The sequence below is a fragment of the Streptomyces sp. NPDC097619 genome, assembly GCF_040302735.1.
Lineage (GTDB): Bacteria > Actinomycetota > Actinomycetes > Streptomycetales > Streptomycetaceae > Streptomyces.
The window spans coordinates 24,916-38,449 of the sequence record NZ_JBEOSD010000007.1; the positions used below are offsets into that span (position 1 = coordinate 24,916).

General features: G+C 73.7%; 13 protein-coding genes. 6 read left to right on the forward strand and 7 right to left on the reverse strand.

Going from position 1 to position 13,534, the window contains the following annotated elements:
• Positions 1–4: 4 nt before the first annotated feature.
• Both ABTZ17_RS03375 and ABTZ17_RS03380 read right to left on the reverse strand, forming a co-directional pair.
• Entirely contained in the window at positions 5–526 is a 522-nt protein-coding gene (locus tag ABTZ17_RS03375) for a GNAT family N-acetyltransferase (protein ID WP_352193788.1), read from the reverse strand.
• A gap of 103 nt (positions 527–629) precedes the next feature.
• Positions 630–1,205: a TerD family protein gene (locus tag ABTZ17_RS03380; RefSeq protein ID WP_352193789.1), complete on the reverse strand. Its 576-nt coding sequence runs from the start codon at positions 1,203–1,205 to the stop codon at positions 630–632.
• A 185-nt stretch (positions 1,206–1,390) separates the two neighbouring features.
• Here ABTZ17_RS03380 and arfB point away from each other — a divergent pair, with 185 nt between their 5' ends.
• Positions 1,391–1,825, forward strand: a complete 435-nt coding sequence (arfB, locus tag ABTZ17_RS03385) for an alternative ribosome rescue aminoacyl-tRNA hydrolase ArfB (protein ID WP_352193790.1) — start codon at positions 1,391–1,393, stop codon at positions 1,823–1,825.
• 77 nt (positions 1,826–1,902) lie between these two features.
• Here the strand turns inward: arfB and ABTZ17_RS03390 are convergent, their stop codons facing one another.
• Positions 1,903–2,454, reverse strand: a complete 552-nt coding sequence (locus ABTZ17_RS03390) for a flavin reductase family protein (RefSeq protein WP_352193791.1) — start codon at positions 2,452–2,454, stop codon at positions 1,903–1,905.
• Between the two features lie 449 nt (positions 2,455–2,903).
• On the opposite strand from ABTZ17_RS03390, the gene cdgB reads away from it, so the two are divergent.
• Both cdgB and ABTZ17_RS03400 read left to right on the forward strand, forming a co-directional pair.
• The gene (gene cdgB, locus ABTZ17_RS03395; RefSeq protein WP_352193792.1) at positions 2,904–4,604 is read left to right on the forward strand and encodes a diguanylate cyclase CdgB; all 1,701 of its coding nucleotides are present in this window, start codon (positions 2,904–2,906) and stop codon (positions 4,602–4,604) included.
• Positions 4,605–4,672: 68 nt separating this feature from the next.
• The gene (locus ABTZ17_RS03400) at positions 4,673–5,698 is read left to right on the forward strand and encodes a CBM35 domain-containing protein (RefSeq protein ID WP_352193793.1); all 1,026 of its coding nucleotides are present in this window, start codon (positions 4,673–4,675) and stop codon (positions 5,696–5,698) included.
• A gap of 63 nt (positions 5,699–5,761) precedes the next feature.
• On the opposite strand, the gene ABTZ17_RS03405 is transcribed toward ABTZ17_RS03400, so the two are convergent.
• The 3 genes from ABTZ17_RS03405 to ABTZ17_RS03415 form a co-directional block, all read right to left on the reverse strand.
• The gene (locus ABTZ17_RS03405) at positions 5,762–6,697 is read right to left on the reverse strand and encodes a 1-phosphofructokinase family hexose kinase (RefSeq protein ID WP_352193794.1); all 936 of its coding nucleotides are present in this window, start codon (positions 6,695–6,697) and stop codon (positions 5,762–5,764) included.
• Between the two features lie 159 nt (positions 6,698–6,856).
• On the reverse strand, positions 6,857–8,011 hold the full coding sequence (nagA, locus tag ABTZ17_RS03410) for an N-acetylglucosamine-6-phosphate deacetylase (protein ID WP_352193795.1): 1,155 nt from the start codon (positions 8,009–8,011) through the stop codon (positions 6,857–6,859).
• Positions 8,011–8,943, reverse strand: coding sequence for an ROK family protein (locus tag ABTZ17_RS03415; protein ID WP_352193853.1), 933 nt, complete (start codon positions 8,941–8,943; stop codon positions 8,011–8,013). The genes nagA and ABTZ17_RS03415 overlap by 1 nt, the downstream gene beginning before the upstream one ends.
• A 199-nt stretch (positions 8,944–9,142) precedes the next feature.
• Here ABTZ17_RS03415 and ABTZ17_RS03420 point away from each other — a divergent pair, with 199 nt between their 5' ends.
• The 3 genes from ABTZ17_RS03420 (at position 9,143) to otsB (ending at position 11,808) form a co-directional block, all read left to right on the forward strand.
• On the forward strand, positions 9,143–10,420 hold the full coding sequence (locus ABTZ17_RS03420; RefSeq protein WP_352193796.1) for an extracellular solute-binding protein: 1,278 nt from the start codon (positions 9,143–9,145) through the stop codon (positions 10,418–10,420).
• An 84-nt stretch (positions 10,421–10,504) separates the two neighbouring features.
• Positions 10,505–10,939 (forward strand): DUF3263 domain-containing protein, encoded by a 435-nt coding sequence (locus ABTZ17_RS03425; RefSeq protein ID WP_352193797.1) that lies wholly within the window; start codon positions 10,505–10,507, stop codon positions 10,937–10,939.
• 20 nt (positions 10,940–10,959) lie between these two features.
• Entirely contained in the window at positions 10,960–11,808 is an 849-nt protein-coding gene (gene otsB, locus ABTZ17_RS03430; RefSeq protein ID WP_352193798.1) for a trehalose-phosphatase, read from the forward strand.
• 287 nt (positions 11,809–12,095) lie between these two features.
• On the opposite strand, the gene ABTZ17_RS03435 is transcribed toward otsB, so the two are convergent.
• A complete protein-coding gene (locus tag ABTZ17_RS03435; protein WP_352193799.1) occupies positions 12,096–13,481 on the reverse strand; it encodes an alpha,alpha-trehalose-phosphate synthase (UDP-forming) in 1,386 nt (461 codons plus the stop codon).
• Positions 13,482–13,534 lie beyond the last annotated feature (53 nt).

Sequence of the window (13,534 nt, forward strand, 5' to 3'; positions counted from 1 at the left end):
GCCCTCAGGCCCCCGCGGCCCCCAGTTCCTTGCGCAGCACGGTGCAGGGGCGGCCCCGCTCCCGGTCCCGGCCCTCGCGCAGCCGCCGGTACCCGAGTGCGGTCCAGAAGGCGAGGCCCCTCGCGTTGGCGTCCAGGACGGCCAGCCGTACCGCCGTCCGGCCGGCCCGCCGGAACTCGTCCTCCACCAGCTCCGCCACCCGCCGGCCGTACCCCCGCCGATGCGCCCCCGCGTCCACCAGCAGCAGCCCGATCCACGGGTCCGGGTCCTCCCCGGAGGGATGGTGCGCCAGGGTGGCCGCGAGAGCGACCAGCCGCCCCTCGGAGCGGGCCAGCAGCACCTCCGCCCCGGGCGGGGCCAGCTCCTCGGCCAGGGCGCGCGCCACGTCCTCGACGGTGATCCGCGCCGGGTCCGGGAAGTCGCCGCTGAGCTCGAAGAACTCCCGGTTCGAGGCGTACAGGGCGCTGACCTCGGACAGCACCTCGCCCGGCAGTGCCCCGTCCACGACGTCGAGTCTCTCCAGCATCACACTGCCGGACGTTACCCCGAGCGACCCCGCCGGACGGCCGGAACGCACGGGGACCCCCGGTCGCCGGAGCGGCCGGGGGTCCCTCGGGGCGTGCGGCGGATCAGACGTTGACGCCGAAGTCCTGCGCGATGCCCGTGAGGCCGGAGGCGTAGCCCTGGCCGACGGCGCGGAACTTCCACTCGGCGCCGTTGCGGTACAGCTCGCCGAAGACCATGGCGGTCTCGGTGGCGGCGTCCTCGGAGAGGTCGTAGCGGGCGATCTCGGTGCCGCCGGCCTGGTTCACCACGCGGATGTAGGCGTTGCGGACCTGGCCGAAGTTCTGGCTGCGGGTGTCGGCGTCGTAGATGGAGACCGGGAAGACGATCTTGTCCACGTCGGCCGGGAGACCGGCGAGGTTGACGTTGATGGCCTCGTCGTCGCCCGCGCCCTCGCCGGTGCGGTTGTCACCGGTGTGCACGATGGTCTGGTCCGGGGTGGACTTGTTGTTGAAGAAGACGAAGTGGCTGTCGGAGACGACCTTGCCCAGGGCGTTCACGGCGATGGCCGAGGCGTCCAGGTCGAAGTCGACACCGGTGGTGCTGCGCACGTCCCAGCCGAGGCCGACCGTGACGGCGCTGAGGCCCGGGGCCTCCTTGGTGAGCGAGACGTTGCCACCCTTGGACAGGCTTACGGCCATGATGTCCCTTTCCTCGTCTTCCTCGACTTGTGTCCGGCTCCGTGGCCGACGCCGGTCACGGTACCGCTGACCTTTCTAACGCAGGGAGTGGGCGTCCGGGTTCCTGGCCCGGCCGCTCCGTGTGAACGGCGGCGGAAACACGGGTGCCGAAATGAGGGTGACGGCGGGCGCCCCGGGGCGGGATCATGGGGTCCATGCCTGGTCCTTACGTCATCCGCGGTGCGGTCGTCCTGCCGGAGGCCGAGCTGGTCTGGCGTTTCTCCCGGTCCTCCGGGCCCGGCGGCCAGCACGTGAACACCTCCGACACCCGCGTCGAGCTCGGCTTCGACCTCGCCGCCACCAAGGCGCTCCCGGAGGTGTGGAAGGAACGCGCCCTGGAGCGGCTCGCGAGCCGGCTCACCGGCGGGGTCCTGACCGTCCGCGCCTCCGAGCACCGCTCGCAGTGGCGCAACCGCGAGATGGCGGCCGTCCGGATGGCCGCCGTGCTCGCCGAGGCGACGGCCGCCCCGCCGAAGGCCCGGCGGCCCACCCGCATCCCGCGCGGCATCAACGAACGCCGGCTCCGCGAGAAGAAGGCCCGCGCCCAGACCAAGCGCGGCCGCACCGGCAAGGACTGGTGACCGCGCGGGACCGGTGACCGCGCCCTCCCGTGCGTCGCTCCCCCCTCCCGTAGGGCGCGTCCCTGCCTCGGGTGCCCTCAGGGGGCCAGGTGGCGGTAGGCGCCGCGGAAGTAGGCCAGGGGGTGGGCGGAGCCGTTCGCGGGCGGGGTCGCGGGGGCCGTGGCGGTCAGCACGCGGCCCAGCACGAGGGTGTGGTCGCCCGCCGGGATCCGGGACTCCGTCCGGCACTCCAGCGTGGCGAGGGCCCCGTCCACCAGCGGGGCGCCGGAGACCGGGCCGCGGGTGTGCGGGAGGTCCGCGAAGAGCAGGCGGTCGCTGAGCCGGCCCTTCATGGCGAACCGGCTCGCGATCTGCCGCTGGCCCTCCGCGAGCACCGACACCGCCCAGTGCGGCTGCTCGGCGAGCAGGTCGTCCATCCGGGAGCCCTCGCGGACGCTCACGAGCACCAGCGGCGGATCCAGGGAGACGGAGAGGAAGGCCGTGGCGGTCATGCCCGCGATCTCGTCCTCGTCGTCCGGTTCCTGAGCGGTGATCAGGACCACGCCCGCGGCCAGCCGGGACATGGCGGCGCGGAACTCCTCTTCGGTCACCCCTTCAGCATGAGGGGTCAGGGGTCTCGTCTTCAGCACGTCGGGAACGCTAGTCTCACCCTCCCGCCCGCCGCATCGGGCCCCGGGCCGAGCCGTGGCCTAGGGCTCACGACCCATGCCGGTCCCGGCGGACCCGCCCGAAGGCCTCGTCCCGAGGTCCCGTCGCGAGGCCCGATCCCGAGCCTCCGGCGGCCCCGGACGGCGCCCCGAACGGCGCCCCGAACGGCCCCGCGCACGGGGTGCCGGGCACCCGCTCGGCCCTGTGCCGTGCTCCGCAGGCGTAACGTTTGCGCACGAGAACGCGGGGGAGCGCTCCCACCGATACCGGACTCTGTTATTCATCTCATGTGACTTGAGTCACAGACAGCAAGATTTGTTGACCCTGTGTACCGGCGGAACAGCTCACTGTGATTCAGTGGAGCGGACACCGCAACGAAACGCCGATGACAAAACTGGAGTTGCTGTCGAGGTCTCGGGGAGAGCGAGCGATGGAGACCGAGTCGGAGCCGTACGTCCGTCTTGCGACCCTGCGGCAGCTGCACCAAGTGGTGGCCGAACTCAACACGGCCCGCAGCCTGGCGGACACCCTGCAGACCGTCGTGGACGGCATCGTCGTGGGTCTCGGCTACGAGCTCGCCTGCGTCAACCTCGTACGCCCCGACGGTGACCTCGTCGTCGCCGCCTTCGCGGGCAACCCCGCGGCGGAAGCCCTGATCACCGGCCGGGTCGGCTCCCGCGCCTCCTGGGAACGACGCCTCGCGATGGGCGAATCCTGGGACGGCCTCCGCTTCATCCCCCACTCCGAGGGCTGGGTCCTCCTGGAGGACGACGTCCCCCAGTGGCACACCGACGGCCCCGCCCCCCGCTTCGAGGACGAGTGGCACCCCGAGGACCGGCTCTACGCCCCCATGTACGCCGCCGGCGGCGAGCTCCTCGGCGTCATCTCCGTCGACAAACCCCGCAACGGCCGCAAGCCCGGCGCCTGGGGCCGCGAAGCCCTCCAGATGTACGCGTTCCAGGCGGCCATCGCGATCAGCAACGCACGTCTTCGCGCCAACATGCAGCGGGCCCTCGTCCGACTCGAACGCGAACAGCAGGCCCTCCGCGCCAGCGAGGAGTCCTTCCGGCAGGCCTTCGAATACGCCCCCAGCGGCATGGCCATCGCCGAGATGGGCGGGGACCAGCACGGCCGCCTCCTGCGCACCAACGACGCCCTCTGCCGGCTCCTCGGCCGCCCCGCCTCCGTCCTGCGCCGGTACTCCTTCTCCGACCTCGTCCACCCCGAGGACATCGGCACCCTCCTGCGGACCTCCGCCGAAGGGGGCCGCGCCGAACTGCGGCTCGGCCGCCGCGACGGCTCCTACGTCTGGGTCTCCCTGCGCAACTCCGTCGTCGCCGACGCCGCCGACGGCCCCCGCTTCCTCCTCACCCACGTCGAGGACATCGAGGACCGCAAACGGCACGAGCTCCAGCTCGCCCACCGCGCCAGCCACGACTCCCTCACCGGCCTCCCCAACAGCGCCGAACTGCGCGCCCGGCTCTCCGCCCGGCTGTGCCGCCTCCCCCAGGCCGTCCGCGCCACCGCCGTCGAAGAGCTCGACGCCGCCTTCGAGCGCGGCTCCGGCGGCCCCGGCATCCCCGGGCAGGACGGCGGCCCCGGCGAGCACGGCTACCAGCCCGACGCCTACCCCGCCCCCTACGAGTACCCCGGCCCCGGCGGCGCCGAAGGCTCCGGCCCCTACGAGCACCACGTGCACACCGTCGCCCCCGACGCCGACGTCGACGACGGCACCAAGGGCCTCGCCGTCCTCTTCTGCGACCTCGACGGCTTCAAGTCGATCAACGACCGCTTCGGCCACCACACGGGTGACGCGGTCCTCATCGAGGTCGCCCGCAGGCTCACGACGTGCGTCCGCGACGGTGACACCGTCGCCCGGCTGGGTGGTGACGAATTCGTCGTCCTCGCCGACGGACTCGGCGCCGCCGACGCCGCCGACCTCGCCGTGCGGCTCCGCAACGCCATCATCCCGCCCATCCGCGTCGACGGCCGCGCGGTCCGCGTGGGCGCGAGTTTCGGTATCGGCTGGGCCAGTTGCGGGATGTCCGCCGAAGAGGTGCTGCGCTCCGCCGACCAGCGCATGTACATCGAGAAGCGGTCCCGCTCCAAGGCCCACCGCAGGGCCGGCTGAACTCCCGCCGAATCCTGGCGTGCACCTGTTCGGGGTAGGCTCCCGTGGGTCGAAAGGAGTGACCTGCGATGACGACGCCCGCGGACAACGGCCCGAACAACGGCGCGAACACGCCGGCAGACGATGATCCGTTCGGTTACCTCTACGCGGACGGACAGGCCAACGGCGCCACCCCGCCCGCGCAGGCCGGCGGATACGGCTACCCGGGCCAGGCGGGCGGCCAGCCAGGGGTCCCGCGCACCTCGTACAACCAGGTGCGCACCGTCGGCGAGCGCACCTACGGAGGCCAGCGCGGAGCGGCCCCCGGCCAGGTGCCGCTGCAGCCGCCGTACGGCCAGCAGCAGCCCCAGCCCGGCTACCCGCAGCCCCAGTACCCGGCCCCCGAAACCCTCCAGGCCGGGGGGTACGGGGTCCCGCCTCAGCAGAGCTACGCCCAGCCCGCCCCGCCGCAGCGCGGCTCCAGCCGCAAGGGGCTGCTGATCGGCGCGGTGGCCGTGGTCGGCGCCGTGGTCATCGGCATCGGGGTGGCCCTGCTCTCCGACAAGGACAAGGACCAGGGCGACGGCACCGCCACGGGCCCCTCCGACCAGGTCAGCGAGGCCCCGGAGACCCCCGGCGAAAAGACCCCGGGCACGAAGCCGAGCAAGGACGCCGAGAAGCTTCCGAAGGCCGACGCGGCCTCCGGCCCCGGCCTCGCCCTCACCGGCGGCGCCTCCGTGCAGAACACGGTGCCCGGGGCCAAGGGCGCGGGCGGCCAGTACGTCGGCGGCTTCAACCAGGTCGGTGCCTCCGTGACCTGGACGGTGGACCTCCCCAGTGACGGGGATTACACCCTTTTCGTGAACTACGCCGTCCCCGGCAAGGACGCCGACGCCACCCTCACCATCAACGGCAAGGTCCAGTCCCGGGCCATCAACCTCAAGAACTGGGCCGGCGCCGGCGACGGCGACTGGGAGAAGGGCTGGACCAACAGCTACTCCTGGATCGAGCTGGCCAAGGGCACCAACTCCCTGAAGCTGTCCTGCGAGTCCTCGAACAAGTGCGACGCGGTCATCGACCAACTCCGCCTCGCCAAGGGCCACGTCAAGGGCTGACCCGCCCCGACCCCCACCACGGGCCCCCGCCCCGGCCCCGGCCGGGACGGGGGCCCGTGGCGTTCAGCCGACCGGCCCCGGCTGAGGCGGGGTCACTTTGATGGTGTGGCGGAGGTTTTCGTAGGTGGGGCGGTCGAATTCGCCTGCCGCGGGGGCCCGTACGGTCGCGGCGGAGAGGGCCACCGCCTCGGTGAGGCGGGTGGGCCAGTCCGTGCCGCCCACCTGACCGGCGAGGAGGGCCGCCACCGCGGAGTCCCCGGCGCCGGTCGGGTTCCCGGAGAGGGCGGCGGGCGGGGCGGCCTGCCACACCCCGTGCGGGGTCGCGGCGAGCAGTCCGCCGGGCCCCAGCGAGGTGACCACCGTGTGGGCGCCGCGGCGGCGGGCCGCCAGCGTCGCGGGCAGCGGATCGCGGGAGCCGGTGAGCTGGGCCAGCTCGGCGGCGTTCGGCTTGACGATGTCGGGCCGGGCCGCGACCCCGCGGCGCAGCGGCTCCCCGCTCGTGTCCAGCAGGACCGGCACCCCCGCCCCGCGGGCGGAGCGGACCAGGGCCGCGTACGCCCCGACCGGGATCCCCGGCGGGAGGCTGCCGCAGAGGGCCACCGCGCGGGCGGAGCGGAGCAGCTCGTCGTAGCGGTCGAGGAAGGCGGTCCACTCGGCGGTGGAGACCACCGGTCCGGCCTCGTTGAACTGGGTGGTGTCCCCGGTGGAGGCGTCCACCACGGCCAGGGTCCGCCGGGTGGGCCCGGCGCAGTCCACCAGCGCGTCGGTGACCCCGGGGGAGGCGGCCAGGGCGCGGCGCAGGGCGGCGCCGGGCGGGCCGCCCGCGAAGCCGGTGACGGTGACCTCGTGGCCGAGCGCGGCCAGGACGCGGGCCACGTTGACGCCCTTGCCGCCGGGCCGTTCGCCGACCTCGGCGACCCGGTGCGAGCCGTGGGGCACGAGTCGCGGCACGTGGTAGGTCACGTCCAGGGCGGTGTTGAGCGTGACGGTCAGGATCATGGGCGCACCCCCGGTCCCCGATCGCTGGCACGGTGCGCAGCGCTGCCGGGATCATGCCAAAGGGAAGCGGGCCGGCCCAGTGCCCGGGCCGGTCCGGGGCCGTCCGTACCCGTGCGGCGGGGCCGGACGGGTACGGACGGGCGTTCGGTGGGGCGGGCCTCAGACGGAGGTCGGGCGGACGATCCACTCGCCGCGGCGCATGACGCCCTTCAGCTCGAAGTCGGCGTCGAGGACGACCAGGTCGGCGTACTTGCCGGGCTCCAGGGAGCCCACCTCGTCGTAGCGGCCGATCAGCTTGGCGGGGTTGGCGGAGATCGCCTGGACCACGGACTCGACGGGCAGTCCGTCCACGGTGACGGCGCGCTTGAAGGCGGTGTCCAGGGTGAGGGTGGAGCCCGCGATGGAGCCGCCCTCGACCAGTCGGGCCACGCTGTCCTTCACCTCGACGGCGAGCGGGCCGAGGCTGTAGATGCCGTCCCCGAAGCCGGCCGCGTCCATGGCGTCGGTGATCAGGGCGACCCGGTGCGGGCCCGCGTGGTGGAAGGCCAGTTCCAGCATGGCCGGGTGCAGGTGGGTGCCGTCGTTGATCAGCTCGACGGTGACCCGCTCGTCCTCCAGCAGGGCGGCGATCGGGCCGGGGGCGCGGTGTCCGAGCGCGGGCATCGCGTTGTACAGGTGCGTGGCGACGGTGGCGCCCGCGTCGATGGCCTCGCGGGTCTGCTCGTACGTGGCGTCGGTGTGGCCGATGGCCGCGATGACCCCGTGCTCGGCGAGGAGCCGTACGGAGTCCAGTCCGCCGGGCAGCTCGGTGGCGAGGGTGACCATGCGGGCGTGGCCGTGCGCGGCGTCGATCAGCTTGCGGACGGTGGCCGGGTCGGGGTCGCGGAGCAGGCCCTCGGTGTGGGCGCCCTTGCGGCAGGGGGAGATGAAGGGGCCCTCGAAGTGGATGCCGGCGATGTCGCCCTGCTGGGCCAGTTCGGCCAGCAGTCCGGCGCGGCGGGCCAGCTCGTCGAGCTCCTCGGTGACGGTGGAGGCGATGAGGGTGGTCGTGCCGTGCTCGCGGTGGGTGCGGACGCCGGTCAGGACGTCCTCCGCGGTGCCGGAGGTGAAGGAGGCGCCGCCGCCGCCGTGGTTGTGGATGTCGACGAAGCCGGGCACGACCCAGTGGCCGGTGAGGTCCACGACCGTGGCGTCCTCGCGGGCCGAGCCCGCGATCCGGCTGCCGTCGACGATCACCCGGCCGTTGGCCACGGTCCCCGTGGGCAGCACCACCCGGGCGCCGGAGAGGACGGTGGAGTGTGCGCTTCCGGACATCAGGCGGATACCTCCGTGGCGAGTAGGTCCCAGGCGAGCAGGCCCGCGCCCAGGCAGCCGGCGGTGTCCCCGAGGGCCGCCGGCACGATCTTCGGCAGCCGCTGGAACGTCACCCGTTCCCGTACGGCCGTCCGTAGTGGTGTGAACAAGGTTTCCCCGGCCTCCGCGAGTCCGCCACCGATGATCAGCGTGTCCGGGTCCAGCAGGGTGAGGGCCGTGACCAGCCCGTCGGCGAGGGCGCCGACCGCACCGTGCCACACCGCGAGGGCGCGCTCGTCGCCGGATTCCACGGCCTTGGCGCAGTCCGCGGCGTCCGCCTCCGGGTCGCCGCTCGCCTCCGCCCAGGCGCGGGTGACGGCCGCGGCGGATGCCAGGGTCTCCAGGCAGCCGCGCTGGCCGCAGCCGCACTCGGGGCCGCCGGGCCGGACCACGATGTGTCCGATCTCCCCGGCGTAGCCGTGCGCGCCTTCCTCGATGCGTCCGGCGATGCCGATGGCTCCCGCGATGCCGGTGCCCAGGGGCACGAACAGGAAGCGGTCCGCCCCGCTCCCCGCTCCGATGCGCCCCTCGGCGAGTCCGCCGGTGCGGACGTCGTGGCCGAGCGCGACGGGGATCCCGTCGAGCCGGTCACTGAGCATCGCGCGCAGCGGTACGTCCCGCCAGCCCAGGTTCGCCGAGTACACGGCGAGGCCGCGCTCGGCGTCGACGATGCCCGGGACGGCCACCCCCGCCGCGGAGGCGGTGGTCCCGAAGCGTTCGCGGCCCAGGTCCCGCAGGTCCGCGGCGAAGGCCAGGATCGACTCGACGACGGCCTCGGGTCCGCGCGCGCGGCCGGTGGCGCGGCGCGCCTCGTGCAGCAGCGTGCCGTCCGCCCCGACCAGGGCGGCCTTCATCCCGGTGCCGCCCACATCGAGGGCGATGACGTGTTTCACGGGTTTCACGGGGGACAGTCTCGCGTGTCGGACGGGGAAAGGTCTAGTCCACTGAGAGGGATTGTTGACTCGCCATACAAATTCGGGACCTCGGTCCTCGTCCGGAAACGGGATCCGGCTGTAAGCGGAAGCTCAAAGTGGTGTAGACCTTACGGGCAACATACGGGAAACGAGTGGGACGACAAGGGTGGGTAAACCTGTGAAGCGCCGCTACCGGAACGGATGCCGAAACCTCGTCGCGGGGGCGGTGGCCCTCGCGGCGACCGTCACCCTCACCGGCTGCGGAAGCGTCACCGGGAACAACGACGTGACCCTGCGGCTCGTGGCGGCCGATTACGGGGACAGTGCCGCGAACTCCTCCCAGGGGTACTGGAAGGACCTCGCCGCCGCCTTCACCGCCGCCAATCCCGGCATCAAGGTCGACGTGTCGGTCTACTCCTGGGAAGAGGTCGACGCCAAGGTCGCCGCCCTCGACAAGGCGGGCGACGCCCCCGACATAGCCCAGATCGGCGCCTACGCCGACTACGCGGCCGCCGACAAGCTGTACTCCACCGACCAGCTCCTGTCGGTCACCACCGAAGCCGACTTCCTCGGCCCCCTCGCCGACGCCGGAAAGGTGCAGCGCGTCCAGTACGGGATGCCCTTCGTCTCCAGCACCCGCCTGCTCTTCTACAACAAGACCCTCTTCGAGAAGGCCGGCGTCAAGGAAGCCCCCACGACCTGGGACGAGCTCGAAGCCGCCGCCAAGAAGCTCAAGGGCACCGCCGCCGTCCCCTTCGCCCTGCCCTTCGGCCGCGAAGAGGCCCAGGCCGAGACCATGATGTGGCTGCTCTCCGGCGGTGGCGGCTACACCGACAGCGACGAGACGTACGCCATCGACTCCGTCGAGAACACCAAGACCCTCCAGTGGCTCAAGGAGCACCTGGTCGCCCCCGGCCTCACCGGCTCCGTCCCGCCCTGGCAGCTCAACCGGCAGGACGCCTTCGACGCCTTCACCCGCGGCGAGGTCGGCATGCTCAACGGCCACCCCACCCTCATGAAGCAGGCCGAGGCCAAGGGCGTGAAATACGGCATGGTCCCCATGCCCACCTACGACGGCCGCGAGCAGCCCGCCATGGGCGTCGCCGACTGGGTCATGGCCTTCAAGAGCGGCGGCCACCGCAAGGAGGCCGGCAAGTTCCTCGACTTCATGTACGAGCAGAAGAACGTCACCAAGTTCACCAGCACCTACGACCTGCTGCCCGTCACCACCAGCGGCTACCGGGCCGCCCTCGCCGCCCGCGGCGGCAGCGCCGACGACCTCCGCACCTTCCTCGGCACCCTGCCCACCGCCCGCCTCTACCCCGTCGGCAAGAAGTCCTGGGCGGCGGTCAGCGAGAACATCAAGCAGAACATCGGCAAGGCCGTGGCCCCCGACGGCCGCCCCGAGAAGGTCCTCGGCTCCGTGGCCGAGGTCGCCCGCACCTCCGGCGGCTGACCGGGCCGCCCGTCCCGTGCCCGTCCCACGCCCCTCCCGTCCCGTGCCGGGGCCGCCGTCGGCGGCCCCGGTTATGTTGGGGAGATGACGGACCAGGCGCCCGAAGGGCAGGACACGGGCTCCGGACCGACCGCGGACACGCAGGACACCACGGCCCCGGCCCCCGGAGCGACAGCGGGGACCCCGGAGGCGGACGGAACCTCGGGGGCGACGGACGGAACCCCGACGGCGGACGGAACCGCAGGGGCCCCTGAGGCGGCGGCTCCCGCCTCGGGTCCCGACCCGGCCCCCGCCCGGGGTCTCACCGAACGGGAGGCGGAGGTGCTCGCCTACGAGGCACGAGCCTGGCCCGGACCCGGAGCCAAGGAACGCGCCATACGCGAGGACCTCCGGATGTCCCCCGTCCGCTACTACCAGCTCCTCAACGCCCTCATCGACGACCCGCGGGCCCTCCGCCACGCCCCCGGCACCGTCCACCGCCTCCAGCGGATCCGTACGGAGCGGCGCGCCCGGCGCTGAGGCCCAGTAGGGTCGGAGCCATGGGGAGCCAACCGGACAGCCTGCCGACGCCCGCCACCGAACCCGGCCGCGAGGGCCTCGCCGCCCTCCTGCGCGCACCACGCCGCGCCGTGATCGCCCTCGACTTCGACGGGACCCTCGCCGAGATCGTCCCCGACCCCGAACGCGCCCGCGCCCACCCCGGCGCCGTACCCGCCCTCGCCGCCCTCGCCCCCCAGGTCCGCTCCGTGGCCGTGATCACCGGCCGACCGGCCGGGGTCGCCGTCCGCTACGGCGGCTTCGCCGGGGTCCCGGGCCTCGAACACCTCACCGTCCTCGGCCACTACGGCGCCGAACGCTGGGACGCCCGCACCGGCACCGTCAGCGCCCCCGCCCCGCACCCCGGGGTCGCCGGCGCCCGCGCCGAGCTGCCGGGCCTCCTCGACTCCCTCGGCGCCTGGCAGGGCACCTGGACCGAGGAGAAGGGGCAGGCCGTCGCCGTCCACACCCGACGCGCCGCCGACCCCACCGCCGCCTTCGAAGCCCTCCGCGAACCCCTCGCACAGCTCGCCCGGCGCCACGGACTCATCGTCGAACCGGGCCGCGCCGTCCTGGAACTGCGACCCCCCGGCATGGACAAGGGCGTCGCCCTCGCGGAATACCTGACGGAGACCGGGGCCGGAGCCGTGCTCTACGCCGGGGACGACCTCGGCGACCTGGCCGCCTTCGCCGCCGTGGAGAAGCTCAGGGCGGACGGGCTGCCGGGACTGCTCGTGTGCAGCGGCTCCACCGAAGTCCCCGAACTGGCCGCCCGGGCCGACCTCGTCCTCGACGGCCCCGCCTCGGTCGTCACCTTCCTCGCCGCCCTCGCCGAAGCCACCACCACCTGACGGCGCCGCTCCACCCACGACCCCGCCTGCTCCGCACCCGGCGCGCCTCAAACGCCGGCGGGGGCGCCCATCAAGCCCGCGCGGCGTTTGAGCGCATCGGTGAGGTGCACCCGAGCTCGGACGGGCCCCCATCCCAGCCCCGCCGGCGTTTGAGGCGACCGGTGAGCCGCGCCCGAAGACGTGCAGGCCCCATCCCAGCCCCGCCGGCGTTCGAGGCGATCGGTGAGGCGCGCCCGAGCACGGACGGGACCACCACCCCCAGCCCCACCCCTCCGGGAAGCCTCGGCTCAGACCCCCGCCCCACCCACATCGCTCAGCTGCCGCTCGAACCACCGCACCGGCGGCCACCCCACCCCCGCCACGGCCAACCGCTTCGTCCGCTCGGCCCGCTCCGCCCCCGCCATCGACAGGGCCTCGTGCAGCGCCCCCGCGGTCTCCGACACGTCGAACGGGTTCACCCCGATCGCGTCCTCACCCAGCTCCGCCCACGCCCCCGCCTCCCGCGAGAGCACCAGCGCGCAACCGGCCTCCGACACCACGGGGATCTCCTTGGCGACCAGGTTCATGCCGTCCCGCACCGGGTTCACCAGGGCCACGTCCGCCATCCGGTACACCGCCAGCGAGCGCGCGAAATCGTCCTGCACCGCCACCAGCACCGGACGCCAGTCCGCCGTGCCGAACTCCTCGTTGATCTCCTCCGCCACCCGGGCCACCTCCGCCGTGTACTCCCGGTACACCGCGAGGTCCTGCCGCGACGGGTACGCCGAGGCCAGGTGCACCACCCGGCCCCGCCACTCCGGCCGCGTCACCAACAGCTCCCGGTAGGCCAGCAGCCCGCGCACGATGTTCTTCGACAGCTCGGTGCGGTCCACCCGCACCACCGTCAGCAGTCCTTCCGTCTCCGCCCGCAGCTGCGCCAGCCGGTCCTCGACCTCCGGCCGGTGGGCCAGCTCCCGCAGCTCCTCCCCGTCCACGCCCAGCGGGTACACCGCGAGCCGCGGCCCCTCCCCGGGCGGGAACCCGGCGGCCTCCGCGCACCCCCGGAAGTCCGCCGCCCACCGCTCCGTGTGGAAACCGAGCAGGTCCGCGCCGAGCATCCCCTCCAACAGCTCCCGGCCGATGTCGGCGGGCAGCATCGCGAAGACGCCCGGGGCCGCCCACGGGGTGTGGGTGAAGTGGGCCGTCCGCAGGTCCGGGCGCAGTGCGCGGAGCATGCCCGGCACCAGCGCCAGGTGGTAGTCCTGCACGAGGACCGCCGCCCCCGGCGCGGCCCGTTCCGCGAGGGCCTCCGCGAAGGCCCGGTTGTACGCCCGGTAGCCCGCCCACCGCTCCCGGAAGGCCGCGTCGAAGACCGGCTCCCGCGGCACCTCCCACAGGTGGTGGTGGAGGAACCACAGCACGGAGTTCGCGATGCCGTTGTACGCGGCGTCGTAGACCTCCCCGGGCACGTCGAGCATCAGCACCCCCGGCTCGGACTCCCCGCGCCGCACCGCCTCCCGGTCCGCCTCCGACAGGGCCGCGCACACCCACACCGCGTCCGGCCGGTCCCCGAGGGCGGCGGACAGCCCCGAGACCAGTCCGCCCCCGCCGCGCCGGGCGACGAGGGCTCCCTCCTCGGTCAGGGAGTAGGAGAGCGGGCCACGGTTCGCTGCGACGAGCACCTGGGAAGCCATGCGGCCAACCTAGCCCGGCCCACCCGGGCTCAAACGTCCCCCGGACGCGCCGA

What these genes read in the sequence shown, in the direction of transcription:
- ABTZ17_RS03375 (WP_352193788.1), bottom strand. Translation starts at nt 526, where the DNA reads ATGCTGGAGAGACTCGACGTCGTGGACGGGGCACTGCCGGGCGAGGTG.
- ABTZ17_RS03380 (WP_352193789.1), bottom strand. Translation starts at nt 1,205, where the DNA reads ATGGCCGTAAGCCTGTCCAAGGGTGGCAACGTCTCGCTCACCAAGGAG.
- arfB (WP_352193790.1), top strand. Translation starts at nt 1,391, where the DNA reads ATGGGGTCCATGCCTGGTCCTTACGTCATCCGCGGTGCGGTCGTCCTG.
- cdgB (WP_352193792.1), top strand. Translation starts at nt 2,904, where the DNA reads ATGGAGACCGAGTCGGAGCCGTACGTCCGTCTTGCGACCCTGCGGCAG.
- ABTZ17_RS03400 (WP_352193793.1), top strand. Translation starts at nt 4,673, where the DNA reads ATGACGACGCCCGCGGACAACGGCCCGAACAACGGCGCGAACACGCCG.
- ABTZ17_RS03405 (WP_352193794.1), bottom strand. Translation starts at nt 6,697, where the DNA reads ATGATCCTGACCGTCACGCTCAACACCGCCCTGGACGTGACCTACCAC.
- nagA (WP_352193795.1), bottom strand. Translation starts at nt 8,011, where the DNA reads ATGTCCGGAAGCGCACACTCCACCGTCCTCTCCGGCGCCCGGGTGGTG.
- ABTZ17_RS03425 (WP_352193797.1), top strand. Translation starts at nt 10,505, where the DNA reads ATGACGGACCAGGCGCCCGAAGGGCAGGACACGGGCTCCGGACCGACC.
- otsB (WP_352193798.1), top strand. Translation starts at nt 10,960, where the DNA reads ATGGGGAGCCAACCGGACAGCCTGCCGACGCCCGCCACCGAACCCGGC.
- ABTZ17_RS03435 (WP_352193799.1), bottom strand. Translation starts at nt 13,481, where the DNA reads ATGGCTTCCCAGGTGCTCGTCGCAGCGAACCGTGGCCCGCTCTCCTAC.